Raw genomic sequence first — 21,013 nt, 5'->3', positions numbered from 1 at the left:
AACCCATTTTAATTAGTTGCTTAAACATAGAGCATTAACTATCTGACTCTGATGATTCTTTTTTATGTTTTTCTACATATTCACTTGGCGTCATATTATAAAGTTCTTTAAACGTTTTTCCAAAATAAGCAGCGGAATTAAACCCAGACATATGGGTTACTTCTTTTATTGTATTTACATCTTTTAATAATAACTCTGAAGCATATTTTAAACGAATTGTACGAATAAAATTACTTGGATTTTGACCCGTAATATTCTGTATTTTTCTATAAAATTGAGAACGTCCAATACCAACTTCTTTTAATAAATGTTCTAATTTAAAATCGGAATCACTAATATTATCTAAAATAATTTTTGTTGTTTTTTCTAAAAAGGCCTCATCTATAGAATTATTTGTAACTTCTTTAGAAGGAATAACGGCTCCTAATTTTGAAAATTTTTCTCTTAGAACACGCTTAGTTTCTAATAAGTTAGAAATTCTTGCTTTTAAAACGCGCATATTAAATGGTTTTCCTAAATAACCATCTGCACCTGTTTTATAACCTTCTATTCTATCTTCTTCTAACGCGCGAGCTGTTAACAATATAATAGGTATATGGCAAGTTTCAAACTCCGATTTAATTTGTTTACACAATTCAAACCCATCCATTTTAGGCATCATAACATCACTAACTATAAGATCTGGATAGTGTTTATGCACCTTTTTCAATCCTTCTTCACCATTAACGGCTTCTATAATTTCATAGCGATTACGTAATTCGTTTTTTAAATGTTCCCGTAACTCTTTATTATCTTCTACGATTAAAATTTTATTTTTATCTTTTAATTCATCTACGGGTCCTTGATCTACAATCTCCTGACTATCTTCAGAAATAAGCATATCGTATTCTACAGATTTCATAGAATTAATTAAAAACTCATCTTTAACAACCTCTACAACACTTGTTTCTGCTTTTTTATTATATGGAATTCTTACCACAAACTTACTTCCAACACCATATTCACTTTCTACAAAAATTTCACCACCATGTAATTCTACCAAACCTTTACAAAAGTTAAGTCCGATACCCGTTCCTGTTTTGTTAACATCTACATTGTAAAATCTTGAAAACAAACGCTTTAACTGTTCTTTATCTAAACCAATCCCCGTATCTTCTACAATTATTTCTATATAATTTGTAAGCCTTTTAGAATGCCCAAGAAATGTACTACTATTCTTTTTCTCTGAAACCTTATTAATAGACACAACTATTTCTCCTCCGTTATTGGTGAATTTTATAGCATTAGATATTAAATTGGTTAATATTTTTTCAATTTTATCGAAGTCGAAAAAAGAGAATAACTGATCTGTTGTCGAAGTAAAGGTATAGCCTATATTTTTCTTAATTGCTAAGCCTTTAAACAGTGCAAAAATGTCGTTACTAAACTTTATAATATCACCTTTTTGTAATTGTAAAGGCGCCATACCAACTTCCATTTTTCTGTAATCTAACAACTGATTTACTAGATACAATAAACGTCGTGCACTACGCTGAATTGATTTTGCCGATGATTTAACAACCTCTGTATCATTATATCCATCCATTAATTTATCTAAAGGATTTAATATTAATGTAAGTGGTGTTCTAAATTCGTGAGATACATTAATGAAGAATTCTAGTTTCATTTGGTCAAATTCGTGCTCTTTTTCTTCTTTAATTCTATTTGTAAAATATTTATTTAAATACCATAGTGATACAAGAAAAACAATAGTGTAAATAATATATGCAGTCCAAGTTTTCCATGGCGGAGAATTAAGACGAATATCCATAGACGTTACAGGCGCACTATCCCAATCTCCATCTACCGTTGCTTTTACCATAAAAGTATAATCTCCTGGTTGTAGGTTAGAGTAATTTACAAGTCTGTTTGTTCCTGCTTGAATAAATTTATCGTCCAAACCTTCCATTTTATAAGCATATTTTACTTGCTCTTGATTTTTAAAATGAAGTGCTAAAAAATCGAAAGATAAATTTGTTTGTTTGTAATCTAATACTAACCGTTTGGTATCTGAAATAGTTTCAGATAAAACGAATTTTTTATTAATACGATCTCCCGTTTTTACATATTCGTTATTGATTTTTAAACCTGATATTCTTGGATATAATTTTTCTGACGAACTGATAATAATATCTGAAGGCTGAAAAATATTAAATCCATTAATTCCTCCTGCCAGGATACGACCATCTTTAGTACGATATATAGATTTACTTTGGTATTCCATACCTTGAATACCATCGTGCGTATTAAAATTTTTAATAATATCTGTCTTCGGGTTTATAAAAGATAAACCACTTCGTGTGGTTACCCAAAAATTATGATTTAAATCTTCTGTAATCCCTGTAATCAAATTATTAGGTAATCCATCTGTTGTAAAATATGTTTTTACTAAGTTAAGATCTGTATCTAATTTAAAAATACCAATGTCTGTTCCTAACCAGATATTATGAAATTCATCTTCTTTAATATCATTAATTCGATTTCCTGATACTCCATTAAGATTGACTTCTTGGAATGTAATATGTTCTGGGATTTCTGAGCCAAGCGCATCTAAATTTATAAAATTTAAACCTAGAGATGTACCAACCAACATTCTGTTTTTAGAATCTATAAATAAAGAAAATACAAAGTTATTTAAAAGTCCTTCTTGATTTTTTTCTCCTATTTTAAAATGATGAAAGATTTGTTTTTTCTTATCAAACACATCTAATCCTTCGTCTCTTAATCCTAACCAAACCCGATTATTCTGATCTTCTATCCCTGTCCAGACCGAGTTCTGACCAATAGTATTATTGTTATCTTCGTTATGATAGAAGCTTTTAAAAGTCTTAGTCTCTGGATTAAATATACTAACACCTCCATCTAAAGTACAAACCCAAATGTTTCCATCATTGCCTTCAAAAGTGTACATTATTTTGTTAGAACTTAATGAATTACTATCATTTGGATCGTGACTGTAGGCTATAAAAGAACTGTGCTCTTCATCAAAATAATTTAAACCACCATTATAAGCGCCTAACCATATTCTTCCTTTAGAATCTTCTAGTACAGATTGTACAATTTTTTCATTTAACCCATTAGGTCTTCCTTTCTGATAATAATAATGACCAAAACTAGATTTTTTAACATCTAACTTACTAATCCCCTCATTGTAAGTTGCAATCCAAAAGATACCGTTTTTATCTTCAATCACGTCAGAAACTTGGTTTCCTGGCAGAGAAAATGGATCTGAAGGGTTGTTTACAATCTGAGCTATTTTTTGCTTCTTTTTATCGTATAAATAAATACCATATCCGTCTGTAACAATCCAAATTACACCTGTAGAATCTTCGTAAAGGGTATAAAACGGAATACTTTTTTCGGTTAGAGCCAATTGCTTAAACGAATTTTTACTTTTATTCCAGATAATAATATTAGACAAATCGTTTCCTATCCAGAAATCATTATCAGAATCTATAAACAATCTTTTAGGTATATGGTTTAACTCGTAAGGCTGTTTATGTTGTATAAAAACACGTTCAAAATCGTTTGAAATCGGGTTATACTTATTTAAATATTCACCATTAGTTTCAATCCATATAAAACCATCTTTATCTTTTTCTATAGAATTGATGTTGTTATTATCTATACTCTTAGTATTCTCTGGGTTGTATGCATAATGTACTGGTTCTAATTGGTCTACTTGACTTGAATCGTCACTTAAAACCAATTTCACTAAACCATCGCTAGTACCTACCCAAATTATATTTTTTACATCGTCATATAAAAGTGTATTTATTATTTTTTTAGGATTATTAAGCTTTAAAGGTTGATTGTATATTGCAATGTGTTTAAATTGCTTGGTATCTCTATGATAAAAATTTAATCCGTTGTTTGTTCCTATCCACAGATTTTCTTGTTTATCTTCTTGAATGGTATTTATACGATTATTACTTATAGATGTAGAGTCATTTAATAGCGGTCTAAATATTTCGAATTCATATCCATTATACTTGTTTAAACCATCTATAGTTCCGAACCATAAAAACCCTTGACTATCCTGAAAAACCTCTAAACACGTACTACTAGAGAGTCCCTCTTCTGTGTTTAAGTTTTCAAATTTAAGGTTAGAATACTGTCCAAAAATAAGATTACTACAAAAGCATAATACAATTAAACATAAATTCTTATTCATTCTATAGCTATTTTGTCAATCCCGTAAAATTACTAAAATTTAATAAAAAGTTAACTTTTGCACCGAATATAAAAGGATAATCGATAATAATATTTAAACAAAAATCACATACAAATCTAAAAGTTAATCGATTACATTTACAAATGTTTATAAAAATAATCTATAAAAAAATGTAATATTATAAATTCGAAGCTTTTTTAATAGAACTTTCCATAAAAAATTTTTATTAAGTTAAGCAATTAGAATTTAGCATATCTCGACATTGTTTTAAAACAGATTGAAAAATTCAAATATGCTCCTGAATTGACAAAAAATCAAAATTTTAAGCACATTATATTTTAAATATAGTCTTAAAAAACTACGGATCTCTTCTGTAAAACCTACCCTAATTATAAATTTAGTATTTTAGAACAGAAATTATACTATAAGTATATAAATCGTAGCACTACTAAAAACAATTCTAACACCTATTACCTACTATTTATGTACTAAATACAGTTTCAAATTTAACTAAGCAATAACTAAACATTAATGAAGCACACAATTTTTAAATCGACACTCGTTTTATTTTCAATTTCAGTATGTATGTCCTGTAAAACAGAAAGCGAGCGCACTAAAACGTATACTGAAGCAGAAATTTCGGCAGAATCAAAAAAAGTCAATGATTTTTTCCAAAAAACATTTGATGACAAAGTGAATTTATATCCAGAATTTCAAACACGACTTGGAATAAAAAAAGATTATGGAAAATTAAACGATATTTCTCCAGAAGCAGGAATAAGAGATTTAGAAGTAAATAAAGAAAATCTTGCTTGGTTAACAGACTCAGTAAATGTAGATGCGCTTTCTAAGGATGCATTATTAAGTTATAAATTGTACAAACAAAATGTACAAAATAATATTGACGATTATATTTACAGATTACATAATTATCCTGTAAATCAAATGCATGGTGCGCAATCTGGCATACCAGCATTTTTAATAAACATGCATCGTATTGACAGTATTCCAGATGCAGAAGCATATATTTCTAGATTAAATGCATTTAACGCATACTTCTCTCAATTAGTAGAAAATTTAAAAGCGCGTGAAAACATTGGTGTTATGCCTCCAAAATTTGTTTACGACAAAGTAATACAAGATTCTGAAAACATACTAGTCGGACAACCTTTTGATACTTCTAAAACGCAGAGTACATTATTAAAAGATTTCATAAAAAAACTAAACACTTTAGAGATTGATGAAGCACAGAAATCTATTTTAACAAACAAAGCTAACACAGCACTATTAACATCTGTAAAACCTGCTTACGAAGCCTTAATAACGTTTATGAAGGCACAAAAAGAACGAGCGAACACAGATCATGGTGCTTGGAAGTTTCCTGACGGTGATGCATTCTATAACAATGCTATAAAAAGAACAACAACTACAAATTTAACAGCAGACGAGATACACAATATTGGTCTAGCGGAAGTTGAGAGAATACATAAAGAAATGAATGCAATTCGTATAAAAGTAGGCTTTGAAGGGACATTGCAAGGTTTTTTCCAGTTCATGAAAACAGATAAGCAATTTTATTACACTGCAAACCAAGAAGGCAAAGATGCTTATTTAGCTAAAGCTGTACATATAATAGACAGTATGAAAACCCGATTAGATGAAATTTTTATTACCAAACCGAAATCTGATATTATAGTTAAAGCGGTAGAGTCGTTTAGAGAAAAATCGGCAGGAAAAGCCTTTTATAATCGTCCAGCAGCAGATGGCTCTAGACCTGGTATTTTCTACGCTAATTTATACGACATGGAATCTATGCCAACCTACCAAATGGAAGCTTTAGCATACCATGAAGGAATTCCAGGACACCATATGCAATTGGCGATACAACAAGAATTGAAAGATGTACCTATGTTTAGAAAATTTGGTGGTTACACAGCTTATACTGAAGGTTGGGGATTATATTCTGAATTTATTCCAAAGGAAATGGGATTCTATTCAGATCCATATTCAGATTTTGGGCGTTTAGCTATGGAGTTATGGAGAGCCTGCAGATTGGTTGTAGATACAGGAATACATTCTAAAAAATGGACGCGTGAAGAAGGTATTAAATATTACACAGATAATACCCCAAATGCAGAATTAGATGCTGTTAAAATGGTAGAACGCCATATTGTAATGCCTGGTCAAGCAACTGCCTATAAAATTGGCATGTTAAAGATATTAGAATTGCGTAACAAAGCAAAAGACGCCTTAGGAGATGCTTTTGATATTCGTGAATTTCACGAAGTTGTTATTTCTCATGGTGCAATTCCTTTAAATGTTTTAGAAGATTTTGTAGATGATTATATTGCCTCTAAAACTGAAAACATATAAATTAAACAATAACGTATTGTATCTAGTACTAAACTAGAATTAACCTCAACATTTACACATAAAAAGCACTAATAACATTAAATTTATTAGTGCTTTTTTTTACAAAAAAATCTCTTGAATAATACATGTTACCTTTCTATTTTATATTGTAAAAGTTATCTACACACTTATACATAACAACAATTATATATTATGCCAAGAACTCCAATACTAATTTTGGTATATATAATTTCTTTACTCTTAACTAAACCATAAGTAAAAAAAAGAGTCCTAAAACTAAAATACTTACATGAAACGCTATTTAGTTTTAATTCTAATTTGTTTAAGCACTCCAATTTTTGCGCAACAAAATTCTGAACATTTAATGGCAACAATTATTGGTTCTGGATCTCCAAAATTTAATACTGAACGCTCAGGACCTTCTGTTCTTATTTCTTATAAAAACACAAACATTTTGGTAGATATGGGTAATGGAACACAAGCCAATCTAAATGCAAACCAGACCAAAATTAAAGACCTTGATGCTTTACTTTTTACACACCATCATTTAGACCATAACGAAGAATTTACCCCTATTTTTATTCAGTCACTTCTTGGAGGAAATACCATATCTATTTCAGGACCAGCCCCAACAACAACCATGGTCGATAATATCTTAACAACATATAAAGACGATATTAATTACCGGCTTTCAAAATCTGGGAGAGATTTAAATAGCGCTATTAAACATGTCTCTACTAAAAATTTAAAAGGAGATGAATCGTTTTTTATAGGAGACATAAAAATCACATGCACTCCTGTAAATCATACTATTACTACACTTGCTTATCGTTTTGATGTAAACGGAGAATCTATTGTTATTTCTGGAGATTTAACCTATTCTGAATCGTTACCTGTACTCGCTAAAAATGTCGATTACTTAATTATGGACTCTGGCGGGAGTATTCAATTGGGTGCAAAAGCACGTCCAAATAGAAATCAAAATAATAGAAAGACAACTCAACATGCTCATGTTAATTTAGCTGAAAGTTCACAAATGGCACAAGAAGCACATGCCAAAATTTTAGTATTAACACACTTTAATTATACAGATATTGATGAAGCTGCCACTAAAACCGAAATTCGTAAAAATTATAACGGCACGATTCTTTTCGGATTTGATTTAATGAAGATTCCACTAATAGATACTCCTATATCTCAAAACAAAACATCAACACAGTACACATACCCGATTGTAGACACTAATGTAAAAACATTTTATTCTGATGTTTCAACAATTTCAAAACCATCTATAAGCGATGCATTTTATGGCCAAGATGCCAATTATTTAGGACATGCACCTACCTATATAGACAATAACGATTCCACAATAACCGACCAAGTAACGGGATTAATGTGGGAAAAAGATATGGGAGAAAAACTAACATATAATGACGCTCTAGTTAAAGCTAAAAATTCGACATTAGGTGATTATAAAGATTGGAGAATCCCTACCATAAAAGAACTGTATTCACTTATATTATTTTCCGGTCAAGTTAAAGGAGAAAAAGCCATTAGCTCATTTATTGATACAAATTACTTTAATCAGCCGTTAGGAAATATAAATGCTGGAGAACGGGAAATTGATGCACAAACGTGGAGTTCTACCCAATACGTTGGTAAAACCATGAATAACAACGAAACTGTATTTGGAGTTAATTTTATAGATGGTCGAATAAAAGGTTACCCAAAACTTCAACCAAAAACAAAGCAAGAAAACAAAATGTATTTCCGAATGGTACGCGGTAATACACAGTATGGAAAAAATAACTTTATAGACAATAGAGATGGAACTGTGAGTGATTTATCTACAGGGTTAATGTGGCAAAAAAGTGATAGCAAACAAGGTAAAGATTGGAAATCTGCACTTTTATATGCCGAAAATTTAACTCTAGCAACCCATACAGACTGGCGCTTACCAAATGCGAAAGAATTACAGAGTATTGTAGATTACACAAGATCGCCACAAACCACACATTCACCTGCAATAGATTCGATTTTTGATACTTCAGAAATTAAAGATGCAAATGCACACTCTGGCCAGTATCCTTATTTTTGGACGAGTACCACACATTTAGATGGGAAGAACCCGAATGCTAATGCGGTATATATTGCCTTTGGAGAAGCTCAAGGTAAAATGAGAAATAAAGTCATGGATGTACATGGTGCAGGCGCTCAAAGAAGCGATCCAAAGAGCGGGAATAAAGACGATTTTCCTCAATACTTTGGACCTCAAGGCGATATAAGAATGGTATATAATTATGTAAGAGCGGTTCGAGATATCACACCATCTGCTACAACCCTAAATACAGAAATACCTCAGATCAATAATACACAAACTCGACAGGTAAATAATAATAGAAACAACTTGAATACACCTCCTTCTTTTTCGCAACTCTTAGAAAAGATGGATACAAATAAGGACCAAAAAATTAGTAAATCTGAAGCCATAGGTCAATTAAAAAACAACTTTGAAAAAAGAGATCGTAACAACGATGGATATCTTACCGAAGATGAAATGAAAAAAAAAAGTCGATAAAAAATTGAAGGCACTTAAGTTTAAGTATATATTTTCAACCAAAGAAAAACCACTAATAGTATGATTCAAAATAAATGAATTTGATTATAATACAAACCTAGTCAAAAGCTTATATTGGTTTACTTTTTATACAAAATTAAAACACCCCTTTATTTTCATAAAGGGGTGTTTTTTATAATACGAATGTCTGTCTTTGTTTTATAGTCCTTTTTTAAGGTCTTCAATAGTTTTAGCCATTACAACACCAGGTAATTTTATTGGTGCTGCTACTTCTGCTAAAAATGTTCCTTTAACTTCTCCTGTTTTGTAAGTTGTAAAACCAATACGGTATAAACCAACAGTTAAAGCTTTTGTAGGATTTCCAACTTCACTTTCGTATCTTAATAATGAGTTGTAGCTACTTCCGCTTGGTTGTTTAGGCATTTCACTACTATCATCATTGCTAGCAAGTTTAGTCCAAGTTGCGTTTTTAGCAGCTTCTTCAGAAATATCTTCTTTTGTAAAAATAGTAGAACGTTCTAAAGTAATGTAAGTATCAAAATAATCGCTTGAAGATGCATTTTCTTTGTAAGCAGCAGACTCAATAGCATCTTTAACTTTTGTTTTAGCTACAGGAGAAAGCATTCTTACACCAAGTTCTGGAGCAACAGCAGGAATCCATAAGTATATGTAATAGAATTTTTTACCATCTACAACTTCATCTTCATTCCCTGCAGAAGCATATCCTAAATAAGAAATAACATCTGTGTAAGGTACTTGGATTGTTTTTGGTCCAACTTTTTTCTCTACTGAACTTCCAAACTTTTTTAATTTTTGAGCTTCTGCATTGAAAAATGAACAGCAAGCGAATACTGATAATACTAGTAATTTAATTTTCATATTTGTTTTGTATTTTGTTATATATAGACATTCGTGTTTTTACTTCAACTCAAAAGATACAGTAACGTTATGGGTTTGTTTTGTAGTTGTACCATAACTCTGTACATATTGTAGACTTGTATTAGGATCTGAAATACTAACAATTTCTCCAATAGATTTATTCATTTTTTCAGCAATAGCTTGTGCTTTTTCTTTTGCGTTAGTAATGGCTTTTATAGAAAGATCTACCAATTGGCTATCTGTAAACTTTACAGGTTCCATATCTATATTAGCAATAGACATCCCGGCAGATTTTAATTGTATTATTTTTCTAACTTCGACCTGATCTGATGTTTTTAAATAATAGCAAGCGGCGGCTTTACCTTGTGAGTAAGACATGGCAAATTCGTAATACGTATTTCTTTTAAACCTATTAAAATCTATTCCTAAATCTTTTAATTTTTTGGTGAAATTTTGCTGGACAATATCTAAAGGTGTGACCACCATTTCTCCTTGTCCTTCGTATACCGTAACATCCTGTAAAGTGATTATAATGGTATAACTCTCTGCTAATACTTCTTTTTCGACTTCCCCCATAACAACAATGGTATTTTTATTGTCTTGAGCAAAAGTGGGTAAGGAAATGAATAAGATAAGTGCATAAATTATGGTTCTCATATTAGGTGTATTTAGATGTGTATATTAAAAGAAAAGAATGTTAGCAACAATCATCCAAGCCCCCACTATTAAACCTACAAGACCTAATTTACCTTGCTTTGGTGCTAATTTTTCTCTAAGTATTATTGCTTTTTCTTTAGCGGCGTCGTTTTTAGATAAAACATATTTGTTAATAAGACTAAACCCTAACATAAATCCTAAAATAGATTGAATAATATTCCCTGCTAATAATGTTCCCCACCAGATAGGAAATGTTGTAATCCAACCTAAATTTAAAATTGAAAAAACAATTCCCCAAACACCATAAAAACAACAAACCAATCCGATCCAACCTTGGTAAGGTTCTATTTTTTCTAAAAGTTCTTTAGCGTTAGGTTTTTTTGATAATAATAAAGATGGTACTGCAATGAAACTTAATAAGATTAGTGTAATTCCGAAAATCATAATGTTTTTTTTAAATGGTTAATTTTTATGTTATAATTAAAGCATCCTGTTTCTGTTTCTGATGCCTCTCTTATTCTTATACAAATTTAGATGAATAGCCTCTACTGTAAACCCCACTATTAAGTGAAAACATACCCCCTGAAAACAGGGTGTTTTAAGTAAACAACTATTAATCAAATAATTAAAACACATTTCATAATTTTATATGTATCTGATGTACTCATTTTTACTAAAAAAATAGAGTTAAACGTTTTTATATACCAATAAAAGGGGGTGTTACTAAGTTTAAAAGAAAATTTTGTACAAAAAAAAGTGCTATTTTAAAATAGCACTTTTACGTATTGTAACTGTATGTTCTAGTTTTAAGAAACATATCCTTTTTTAATGGCATATTTGGTTAATCCTGCTAGGTTTCTAACATTAAGTTTAGTAATCAGGTTTTTTCGGTAACTTTCAATAGTGTGTTTGCTTAAAAAAAGCTTCTCTGCAATTTCGTGTGTAGTATACTCTTCTGCTATAAGCGAAATCACTTCAACTTCGCGCTTTGTAAGTTTGATTTCTCTTTCTTTATTTTTTTCAAATTTGTTTTGAAGGTAAATCTCTTTAATTTCTTTAGAGAAATATTTTTCACCACTTAAAATTGTTTCTATTGCTTTTAGAAACTCTTCCTTTTGTGCATTTTTTTGAAGATAACCATCTACATTATTTTCAATAAGATCGTCTATAATTTCTGGTGTGTTATGCATGCTAACCACCAATGTTTTTATATTTCTAGAGGTTTTCTTTATCCATTTATTTAAAGTAATACCATCTACTTCTGGCATAGTAACATCTGTAATTACAAGGTCTATTTTTTCTTCAGTATTTATAGATATATATTTTTGAACATGACCACCATGTTTTGCCGTATATAAAATATTGTAATTACTTTCTGTGTTTAGAATACTTAATAAACCATCTAAAAACATTTTATGATCGTCGGCTATAATGAGGTTATGCTTCATTTTATTGTACTTTTAATGGAATTTCTATATTGATACTTGTCCCTCTTTCGAGTTTAGAATCTATATGCAATATACCGTTATAATTTTCTACTCTATTCTTTATATTCGTTAAGCCTATACCTAATGTGGTTTTAGATAAATCGAATCCAATACCATCGTCTTCATACACAAAAAAGATACATTCATTTAAAAGATCTAACTGAATGTCTATAGTCTTTGCTTTAGCATATTTAAGCGTATTGGTTGTTAATTCTTGAAAAATTGAAAATAATTCGTTTTGTAATATTTTATCTAGCTCATTAATTTTTTCTTCATCGAAAAATGAAACATTTATACTTATTTCACTAGCATCTTCAACCGTATAGATGTATTCTTTAATTAAAAATACGAAGTCGTTTTCTATAATTTTTTTAGGCAATAAATTATGCGATAAGTTTCTTACTTGTTCATAAGTATCATCTAATTGACTATAGATTAATTCCATTTTTTCTGGGTGATAAGTAAGCTGGCTAAATTGTAATTTTATAGCCGCCAAATTACCTCCAATGCTATCGTGCATTTCTTGTGCAATCTTTTTTCGCTCTTGATTTTGTCCTTCAACAGATGCTTTAATTAGCTTTAATTCTTGATCTTTCTTTAAAGAATTAACACGTTGTGCATTAATTTCTTTCTCTTTTAAATTAAGTAACCCTTGTGCTTGTAATTTTTGATAGTAAATAATTAAAAGCGCAACAATAGGTACTAGTAGAATAAAAAAAGCAACAAGAACAATGTATTTAATAGTTTTCTCTCGGTCTAACTCTACTGCCTTTAAAGCTTCTTTTTCTTTTAGTAATGCGATTTCATTTTTACGTTTTTCAACACCATTTTGTAATTGTAAAACTTGATTCTCATTTTGTTTTGCAATTATGGCTTGCTGAAGTTTGTATTTCTCAATATCTGCATCTTTATTTTTAATATTTAAACTTTTATTTAAGTTCTCTATCTGTAATAGTTTTATCTTTTTTTCTTTTTCAAGCGTTTCAAACTTAACCTCTAAACGATTTATTTCTTTTTCTTTCTGAGAATTTTCTATAGAATCTTTTATCTGATAATATCTTTTTCCATAATTATAAGCACTATTATAATCATCTTCTCTTACTGCTATTTTTTCTAGCATAAGGTAACTATGCATTAGCACATCTAAAGCCCCCAAACTCATGGCTTTTGGTATTGCACTTGTAAATATTAAGAGGGCGTCATGATCTCTTTGTTCATTATAAAGTAAAGTCCCTATTTTATCTGTAATTATAAGATCTAAATCATAAAATTTATTTTTAAAGCTTAGGTCTTTTGCTTCATAAAAATGTAAAAGCGCTTTATTTATCTCTCCATTATTTAAATAATTATCTCCTATATTTAGAATAACATTAGTTAAAGCTTGCGTATTATTCGGATCTTTTTCACAAATCACTTTAGCTTTTTTTAAATAATTATTCGATATGTTATATTGGTTTAGCGATGAATAAATAGACCCTAAATTGATATAGCTTCCTAAAATAATTTCCTCATCCTTAGAATATTTAATACATTTCTCTAAAAGCTCTAGAGCTTGTTGGTTCTTACCAAATGCAATATACGTACTCGCTAAACCATGTAAATGAGAATAGTATAAATTTGTCTCGTTATATTTCTCACTAAGTTCTGCTCCTTGAATATGCCATTTTTTACTTTCATGATACAAACCTTTCTTTTTATTGTTCATCGCTAGTAATTGGTAAGCTAATATGGTTAGCCGGATACCCAAAGAATCGTTAACTGTGGTTTTGCTTTTAAGGGCTTGTTGGGTATAATAAATAGACGAATCTATCGCAGCATATTTATTATGGTAATAGGCTAATAATAAATTGGTGTTCGCTAAAGCCTTATTTGTTTTAAATACAGGCAACAAATGTTTAGCCTGCTTATATGCTTTTTTATCTGAGCCATTATTAAAATAGTAATATAGCGAGTCTACTTTTTTATTTTCTTCATTTATGGTTGTAACCGTTTGTGCCATACACAAAGAGGTATAGCATAAACAAAGAAAAATAATTATATTTTGGAGCTTAAAAAGCATGCACAAATGTATGTATTGCAAAACGTATAATCACCCCCGAAAACAGGGAATTATATTTTTTTAAAAATGACACAAAAAAAGACACATCATACCTACTGAAAATCAATTTATTAACACATTAGTTATAATGTACTAAGATTTCTCGCCTATTTAGAAAAGATATTTAAGGATTTTATATTCGGTTTGTATTTGGTAAATTTGATGTTTAAAATTCGCTATTAATCTCACACGATTAATTATTCGAAAATATATTAAAAGCACTATCGCTAACACCATTTATAAAATGTTTTTTGAGAACAAATTTTGAAGCGTGTAATATTGGTTCTTCTAAATTTCAACATAAAATCACATTGTAAATAAATTCAAGTATTTAAAATATAGATAAAGACTACTATTTTTTATTCATTTTAAAACTCTATTTATGCAATAGAATTTTTTGTAAGCCAGTCTAGAATTATAATAACGTTAGAAAAAAACAGAATACAAATGATTAAAAAAATGAGCTTACTAATCTTAACATCAATTTTTCTTTTAAGTATGACACCTAAAAATTTAGACCCCATAAAACTATTAGTTTATGGAAATAATAACAATTACAATGTACAACTTACAATTAATGGCATCTCTATTGGAAATGGATCTGTATCTGGACTTAAAATTTTTAACGAAGAACATCCTTTAAAAAGTCAATTTGAAGATTTTCCGCCTATAGTTAAAGATCAGATCGCTTTTGTTTTAAAAGAAGGTGAAAATACTATTGAATTAAAGTTTAAACATAAATCGAATAACTCTCGCAAGTTTAGTTTTGCTTTAACCGCTGTTGACGAACTTGTTCCGCTTTTCTATTTTTCAAGTGAAGAAGAGTCTGGAAGTGTAACGTCTAAGTTTTATGTTTGGAATACAGATGAAACTTCTGAACTTAACACACCTAGTTTAGGAAATACAGATGCTTCTTTTATTTTTTCTGAAAGCACTGCCTTATTTCAAGCAACTCTAAACGATAATAGATTAATGGTCTTTGGAGGTACTGGAGGTCTTACCGACTTAAATTTAATTGAAAGACAAAACACTTTAAAAGTAAATTATATATGTTCTAACGAAGGTGAGTTTACCTACTATATTCACACTCCAAATTTTACTAAAAAAGTAATTAAAAACATAACTAAAGATCAGGTAGACAATTTTTTAATTGACACCTATACTTTTGAAAAATAAGATTACAAAAAATAACGTGCAAAACTTTAACCCACTGTAAATAACAAAACATCATGAATGTAAATCCTTTTCATCTTGCAATACCGGTTAAAGATTTAGCGCTTTGCAGATCTTTTTACAACGAAATTTTAGAATGTCCTGAAGGTAGAAGCTCTGAACAATGGGTAGATTTTAATTTTTTCGGACATCAATTGGTTATTCATCAAAAACCGAGTAACGAGATTCCAAACAATCAAATTTCTAATCCGGTAGATGGTCATGACGTGCCTGTGCCACATTTTGGGGTTGTTTTAGATTGGGATAAATGGATTGAATTATCAGAAAAATTACAGAAGAAAAACATAACCTTTGTTATAGAACCTTATATTCGTTTTAAAGGACTAGTTGGAGAACAAGCAACAATGTTTTTTTTAGATCCAGAGAATAATGCACTGGAGTTTAAATCCTTTAAAAATATAAACCACCTTTTCGAGAAATAAGAATTAAGATCATTATTAAAAAATGAAAATTTGCATCGCACAAACAACCCCCATTAAAGGAGATATTCAACAAAACATTGAAAATCATAAAAAACTAATATCCCTTTCTATTCAAAACGATGCAGATATAATCGTTTTTCCAGAACTATCATTAACAGGTTACGAACCTAAATTAGCGAAGCTTTTAGCAACAACAAAGGATGATCCCAGAATTGATGAATTTCAAAAACTAAGTGATTCAAACAATATTATAATTGGTGTTGGTTTACCTACCAAAAGCGACGTAGGAATTTGCATTAGTATGGTTGTGTTACAACCCCAAAAACCTAGAGAAACTTATTCTAAAAAACATCTACACCCTGGTGAAGAAAAATATTTTGTTCCTGGAAAAAACCTAAACCCTATTACCTTTAAAAATAATAAAATTGCTTTTGCAATCTGTTATGAAGTTTCTATTCCAAAGCATTCAGAACATGCATTTAAAACTGGTGCAACTGTATACATTACCAGTGTATTAAACTCTATAAATGGCATAGATAAAGACATTGAAACAATTTCTAATATTTCTAAAACATATGGAATAACCTCTGTAATGGCAAATTATGTTGGACATTCTGGCAACTACGATTGTGCGGGAAAAAGTTCTATTTGGAATAAAAAAGGAGTACTAATTGAACAGTTAGATAGTACAAATGAAGGTATTGCTATAATTGATACAGATACACAACAAACATTTATCTCCCAGTTGATTTCAGCAAAATAAAATCGCTACTATTTTTAGATTAAAAGACAAGACACTCTCTAAATTAATTAGAGTCTGAATTTGCTTTAAAAGAAATTAAGGCACTTTGATAAAATACTTTTGGGTTAAAGGCTTATCCTGCCAAAATGCGAGTTTAAAAGTCCAGAAAGGTGTGTCTTCAAATAACAAATGATAATCTCCCCACGGATATTGAAAGTCGTAACGCTTTTTCTTTTCTTTACTGTATATCGTACCAAAAACATACGCAGTTGTAGTACCACTAACTCGACCTGTATGGAGTTCTGCTTTATCTAGTACAACTTCTGTTCCGATAGGTATATCGGCAATAATTTCAAGTCCTGAATCCATGCCATAACTATTACCATCTTCAAAATGATAATTGTATTGTTCGTGTATAGAATGCTCTGGGTGTTTTAAAATTACTGCGTACCGCTTTGTTGTGAGCTTTTTATTTAAAATCTCTGAAAATGGTTTTTCCTGAGACACTTCTTTATATTTAGGACTGTATAAAAAATAGTACATAAAAGCTATACTTAAAACTATTCCTAAACCAAGTACTGTTTTTTTCATATTCCGTTCACAATGTATTTTTAAAGCAGAGCTGGTTTTTGGTATTTGTATCTGTTACTATTTAGTCTGCAACTTTCATTAGTTCTTGATATAATTCATTTAAAAAATCTTGTTGATTAACATCGTCGCTAAAATATCTTTGATAAATTACACTACAAGATTCAATATCTAAAATATTATTTTTGCTACAAGACCAATCGTTTGCATTTTTCACAGAAATACCTAAATTACTATGACAACTTTGCCATTGTTTAGAAAAGGGCGTTTCTTTATCTGCTGGTAATGCTTTAAAATCTGCATTCACTGTATAGCCAGTCATCTCTGGATTATAAAACTCGTAAATTGAGGTAATTGGTACACCTCCCCAGTTTATAGTTACGCCTTCTTCAAAAGAAATCTGAGTAATATCTTCTTCTTTAGGCATTTTTTTTTGTTCAATTTTTTGCCAAAAGTAACGTTTGCTATATTGAATTTTAGTTCCTTTTGGTACGTTTAAGTTTTTAACAACCATTGGTTTTGTAGTTATAAAATAAGGACTTTCATCGACAGTATGTGTTGAATACATTGAAGCAGATGCTTTTATATAAGCATAAAAGTACCCCACTACTATAAGTACGATTACTCCTAATATAATTAGTATTTTCTTTGTTTCCATTAATGTTAAATGCTTTACTTTTTATAAACATAACTTCCAATTCTATGAAAGATTTATTTTGCTTATTCCTTTAAAAATGTTTAATATTTTAACTGTTAAAGATACTACAATTACCCTTAACTACATTTAAGTAATATTAGACTTCAAGTATTTATTTTACTTACATCTCACAGCTTTAACCTACCAAAAAAAAAGCTTACAACATCAATCTCTTGACGGTGTAAGCTTAATCTTTAACTGTTAATCAATTTAGAATATCAGGACCTTGTATTCGGTGATGTTTTACCTACAATTTAATGATTTCAATTTATATATTATCGGCCTCCATTATCACCTGTTGGACCTAAATCTCCACCAATTTGTGTCACCGTGTTACTTACCGTAAACTCATTTCCAGTATCTGTGCCTCCAGTATATGTTCCAGACGTGTACAATCCGTTAACTTCTGTGCCATTACTTACGCTTCCACCAGTATAAATTTTATATGTAGTACCCGTTACTAATTTTGCATTAGAATAAATTATGGTATTTACCTTATAAGGGACTAAGTAAGTTAGTGCTTCTGTACCATCTTCTGACTGAATATTTAATAGTGTATTAGAACTCGTACCATCAAAAACTACAGTATTCTGCGTACTCACACTTTCTGTAGGAAATGAAGAATTTAATGCCAGTCCTAAAATGGTTCCTCCAGTAACTTTAAATATATTATCATCGGTATCAAAACTACCATCAGGTTCGTCTACTCTAATTGCTATACCAATTGTAGTACCTCCTGTAACAGTAATTCCGGTATTACTATCTATCGCATCATTTAAAGTACTATACACATAGTTATTTCCGCCGTTAATATATAAGTGTCCAATAGCATTCAATCCATCATCATAAGCGTTAATGTTTATGGTTCCGTCATTAATAGTCATGATTCCTTTAGATTCTATCCCCTCACCTTCAGACGTATTTATAACAAAACTCCCTCCGTTTATGGTTACGTTTGGTGTAATAGAATTGTCTGGTTCATCTTCATCATCGATATCATAAGAAGCTGCAATACCATCATCTACAGCATTAATATTGAATGTTCCGTCGTTAATAATTATATAACCTTCTGTACAGTCCATACCATCACTATCTGCCGTTAAATTAAGTGTACCGCCATCTACAATAATATAATCATTGGTATGTAAACCGTCTGACGCTGCTTGAGATACGGTAATTGTTCCGCTAATCACTCTAATATAATCATCACTAGCAATACCGTGTTTATAATTACCAGCTACATTAAGCGCTCCCGAACCACTAAACACTAATTGTCCTTCACTAAAAAATGTTGCTTTTGCATCTTCGTCATCAGGAATACTGCTATAACTAGAGGCGTCTGTTAAATTAGTTGTTCCATCTAATATTACAAAAATGGTTTTAGAAGATTGGATATTAATTGCAGGTCCGTCTGTATTCATGATACTTAAATCACTTAACGATAATTTGAATTTTTTATCGCTATACATTTTTAGCATACCATTTGTTGTTGTTCCCGATACTTCGTAGGCAACTTTAGAAATTGATGAATTTACGGTAACATCTGCACCGTCTTGTGTAATAACCACATCGTCTGGGACGGGATTTGTAATGGTTACCGAAGATTCTGAAAACACTATTTGAACGGTGTACTCGAACGTGGCATTTTCTACTAAATCATCCTCATCTGCCCCCGTATTATCGGTATCTCCTTCGGCTGTGGCAGTAGTATTTGTATCTGTTATTGTAATATCATCAGACACGGTTAAAACTTCATTGTCACTATCACTACTACAAGCCGACAGAACGGTTAATAACACAGTTAAAATACTTGCTTTTTTTAATGTTATATACTTCATAATTCTATTGTTTTAAGTAAATTTTTAGAGCTTATTTAGAAATCTTTTAAGTTGAAAAATTTAAGCCGTTAGTTTACTTCGTTCTAAATTTTAGTTCGCATTAAATTAGACGCAATTATAAAAATAACACCACTTAAAAAATTCAAGTTTGTATTATAATGCCTCACTTTTCAATGTTTTGTAGTACAAGTATATAAACAAGTTTCTATTATAATTTTACGAATCAGTGAACCCGTTATATTTTTAAGTGAATAGCACTTATTGTACTGTAATTAAATTTGAATAAAATAGTCTTTTTGAAATATGAGAAGAGATCTTTAAAATAAATCGAAGCATGACAATTTAGTATTGCGTTAGGATTCGATTTTAATTATTTAAAGCTTTATCTGGTAAAAGAACTAATTGGATATAAAAGGAGCTTATAGCGGTATTAAATCTGACTTATTTTTATTGAAAAGGCTTTAACTCGATCCCAATCGGTATATTCTATAGGCGTGTTAGTTGAAGTTGGACCATCTGTCATTTTCATAATTAGTTTAATCATAATACGGTCCAGAAAGGAATATGATTTATAATCTAAGGTTCCGGCGAAAACATCAATTATTTTGGGTGTCCAATCTAACTGTTTAAAATACTTTATAACATACGGATTGGTATTAAACCGATTTTTATCACTCTTTCTTGCCACTAAATTTACAGAAAAGAATGCTACATCAATTTGATCTAATGCATTCTTATGTTTTTGGATAAATGCTGTAACTTTTTTACTGTGTTTTCCATACCTAATACTGGCTCCAATAATAAGTTTTGGATATTTTGATACGGAATCTTTAAATGCTGAAATTTCAATAATATCTGTACTGAATCCTGAGTTTTTAAGATGTTCAGCTATACGTTGACAAATTTTAAGTGTTTGTCCGTCTGTTGTAGAATATATGATGCCTACTTTCTTATTCATATTTAATCTATCAAACTCAATTAAACTGCTTTCTCTTTAATGGTTTTCTTATAAATTTTGCAGATATATTTTCAGCTGTAAAATTACAATTATCTCTTTAAAGTTATATAAAAACCAGTTACCTACATCCTATAATTTATATTAAAACAAAATACAAGTACTGGAATCTCACTTTTGTGTGTTTTCTATAAATTACATATGCTTTTTAAAGTTAAAACTGGGGCTAGAATATGTTATAAAATGGTAGTTG

At 30.1% G+C, this 21,013-nt stretch carries 15 protein-coding genes; 5 read left to right on the top strand and 10 right to left on the bottom strand.

Annotated features, from left to right (window positions below; translation table 11 throughout):
- Positions 1–34 precede the first annotated feature (34 nt).
- Entirely contained in the window at positions 35–4,213 is a 4,179-nt protein-coding gene (locus tag Q1B05_RS11270; protein WP_299780707.1) for a two-component regulator propeller domain-containing protein, read from the bottom strand.
- Between the two features lie 531 nt (positions 4,214–4,744).
- Between Q1B05_RS11270 and Q1B05_RS11265 the strand changes: the two genes are divergently transcribed.
- Both Q1B05_RS11265 and Q1B05_RS11260 read left to right on the top strand, forming a co-directional pair.
- Complete coding sequence (locus Q1B05_RS11265) at positions 4,745–6,586, top strand: DUF885 family protein (RefSeq protein WP_299780705.1); 1,842 nt, start codon at positions 4,745–4,747, stop codon at positions 6,584–6,586.
- A gap of 289 nt (positions 6,587–6,875) precedes the next feature.
- A complete protein-coding gene (locus tag Q1B05_RS11260; protein ID WP_299780704.1) occupies positions 6,876–9,164 on the top strand; it encodes a DUF1566 domain-containing protein in 2,289 nt (762 codons plus the stop codon).
- Between the two features lie 198 nt (positions 9,165–9,362).
- Here Q1B05_RS11260 and Q1B05_RS11255 read toward each other — a convergent pair whose 3' ends face one another.
- The 5 genes from Q1B05_RS11255 to Q1B05_RS11235 form a co-directional block, all read right to left on the bottom strand.
- Complete coding sequence (locus tag Q1B05_RS11255; protein ID WP_299780702.1) at positions 9,363–10,043, bottom strand: Lipl32 family lipoprotein; 681 nt, start codon at positions 10,041–10,043, stop codon at positions 9,363–9,365.
- Positions 10,044–10,082: 39 nt separating this feature from the next.
- Complete coding sequence (locus Q1B05_RS11250) at positions 10,083–10,700, bottom strand: SIMPL domain-containing protein (protein ID WP_299780700.1); 618 nt, start codon at positions 10,698–10,700, stop codon at positions 10,083–10,085.
- A 24-nt stretch (positions 10,701–10,724) separates the two neighbouring features.
- On the bottom strand, positions 10,725–11,144 hold the full coding sequence (locus Q1B05_RS11245; protein ID WP_299780698.1) for a hypothetical protein: 420 nt from the start codon (positions 11,142–11,144) through the stop codon (positions 10,725–10,727).
- A gap of 362 nt (positions 11,145–11,506) precedes the next feature.
- Complete coding sequence (locus Q1B05_RS11240) at positions 11,507–12,148, bottom strand: response regulator transcription factor (protein WP_299780696.1); 642 nt, start codon at positions 12,146–12,148, stop codon at positions 11,507–11,509.
- Position 12,149: 1 nt separating this feature from the next.
- Positions 12,150–14,186 carry an ATP-binding protein gene (locus Q1B05_RS11235; RefSeq protein ID WP_299780694.1) on the bottom strand — a complete coding sequence of 679 codons (2,037 nt, stop codon included), beginning with the start codon at positions 14,184–14,186 and terminating at the stop codon, positions 12,150–12,152.
- 558 nt (positions 14,187–14,744) lie between these two features.
- Between Q1B05_RS11235 and Q1B05_RS11230 the strand changes: the two genes are divergently transcribed.
- The 3 genes from Q1B05_RS11230 to Q1B05_RS11220 are packed head-to-tail and all read left to right on the top strand — an operon-like array spanning position 14,745 to position 16,703.
- Positions 14,745–15,461, top strand: a complete 717-nt coding sequence (locus tag Q1B05_RS11230; protein ID WP_299780692.1) for a hypothetical protein — start codon at positions 14,745–14,747, stop codon at positions 15,459–15,461.
- A 53-nt stretch (positions 15,462–15,514) separates the two neighbouring features.
- Positions 15,515–15,940: a VOC family protein gene (locus Q1B05_RS11225; protein WP_299780690.1), complete on the top strand. Its 426-nt coding sequence runs from the start codon at positions 15,515–15,517 to the stop codon at positions 15,938–15,940.
- A 22-nt stretch (positions 15,941–15,962) separates the two neighbouring features.
- A complete protein-coding gene (locus tag Q1B05_RS11220; protein WP_299780688.1) occupies positions 15,963–16,703 on the top strand; it encodes a carbon-nitrogen hydrolase family protein in 741 nt (246 codons plus the stop codon).
- A 75-nt stretch (positions 16,704–16,778) separates the two neighbouring features.
- On the opposite strand, the gene Q1B05_RS11215 is transcribed toward Q1B05_RS11220, so the two are convergent.
- The 4 genes from Q1B05_RS11215 to hemG form a co-directional block, all read right to left on the bottom strand.
- Complete coding sequence (locus tag Q1B05_RS11215) at positions 16,779–17,273, bottom strand: hypothetical protein (protein ID WP_299780686.1); 495 nt, start codon at positions 17,271–17,273, stop codon at positions 16,779–16,781.
- Between the two features lie 61 nt (positions 17,274–17,334).
- Positions 17,335–17,928 carry a hypothetical protein gene (locus Q1B05_RS11210; protein ID WP_299780685.1) on the bottom strand — a complete coding sequence of 198 codons (594 nt, stop codon included), beginning with the start codon at positions 17,926–17,928 and terminating at the stop codon, positions 17,335–17,337.
- A 314-nt stretch (positions 17,929–18,242) separates the two neighbouring features.
- A complete protein-coding gene (locus Q1B05_RS11205; RefSeq protein ID WP_299780684.1) occupies positions 18,243–19,805 on the bottom strand; it encodes a carbohydrate-binding domain-containing protein in 1,563 nt (520 codons plus the stop codon).
- A 430-nt stretch (positions 19,806–20,235) separates the two neighbouring features.
- On the bottom strand, positions 20,236–20,763 hold the full coding sequence (gene hemG / locus Q1B05_RS11200; RefSeq protein WP_299780682.1) for a menaquinone-dependent protoporphyrinogen IX dehydrogenase: 528 nt from the start codon (positions 20,761–20,763) through the stop codon (positions 20,236–20,238).
- Between the last annotated feature and the right edge of the window lie 250 nt (positions 20,764–21,013).

It is taken from the genome of uncultured Formosa sp. (assembly GCF_947500765.1).
Taxonomy (GTDB): Bacteria; Bacteroidota; Bacteroidia; order Flavobacteriales; family Flavobacteriaceae; genus Formosa.
This window is presented reverse-complemented; position numbering and strand designations above follow the sequence as displayed.

Coding starts and splice junctions, on each gene's coding strand:
- Q1B05_RS11270 (WP_299780707.1), bottom strand. CDS start 4,213: ATGAATAAGAATTTATGTTTAATTGTATTATGCTTTTGTAGTAATCTT.
- Q1B05_RS11265 (WP_299780705.1), top strand. CDS start 4,745: ATGAAGCACACAATTTTTAAATCGACACTCGTTTTATTTTCAATTTCA.
- Q1B05_RS11260 (WP_299780704.1), top strand. CDS start 6,876: ATGAAACGCTATTTAGTTTTAATTCTAATTTGTTTAAGCACTCCAATT.
- Q1B05_RS11255 (WP_299780702.1), bottom strand. CDS start 10,043: ATGAAAATTAAATTACTAGTATTATCAGTATTCGCTTGCTGTTCATTT.
- Q1B05_RS11250 (WP_299780700.1), bottom strand. CDS start 10,700: ATGAGAACCATAATTTATGCACTTATCTTATTCATTTCCTTACCCACT.
- Q1B05_RS11245 (WP_299780698.1), bottom strand. CDS start 11,144: ATGATTTTCGGAATTACACTAATCTTATTAAGTTTCATTGCAGTACCA.
- Q1B05_RS11240 (WP_299780696.1), bottom strand. CDS start 12,148: ATGAAGCATAACCTCATTATAGCCGACGATCATAAAATGTTTTTAGAT.
- Q1B05_RS11235 (WP_299780694.1), bottom strand. CDS start 14,186: ATGGCACAAACGGTTACAACCATAAATGAAGAAAATAAAAAAGTAGAC.
- Q1B05_RS11230 (WP_299780692.1), top strand. CDS start 14,745: ATGAGCTTACTAATCTTAACATCAATTTTTCTTTTAAGTATGACACCT.
- Q1B05_RS11225 (WP_299780690.1), top strand. CDS start 15,515: ATGAATGTAAATCCTTTTCATCTTGCAATACCGGTTAAAGATTTAGCG.
- Q1B05_RS11220 (WP_299780688.1), top strand. CDS start 15,963: ATGAAAATTTGCATCGCACAAACAACCCCCATTAAAGGAGATATTCAA.
- Q1B05_RS11215 (WP_299780686.1), bottom strand. CDS start 17,273: ATGAAAAAAACAGTACTTGGTTTAGGAATAGTTTTAAGTATAGCTTTT.
- Q1B05_RS11210 (WP_299780685.1), bottom strand. CDS start 17,928: ATGGAAACAAAGAAAATACTAATTATATTAGGAGTAATCGTACTTATA.
- Q1B05_RS11205 (WP_299780684.1), bottom strand. CDS start 19,805: ATGAAGTATATAACATTAAAAAAAGCAAGTATTTTAACTGTGTTATTA.
- hemG (WP_299780682.1), bottom strand. CDS start 20,763: ATGAATAAGAAAGTAGGCATCATATATTCTACAACAGACGGACAAACA.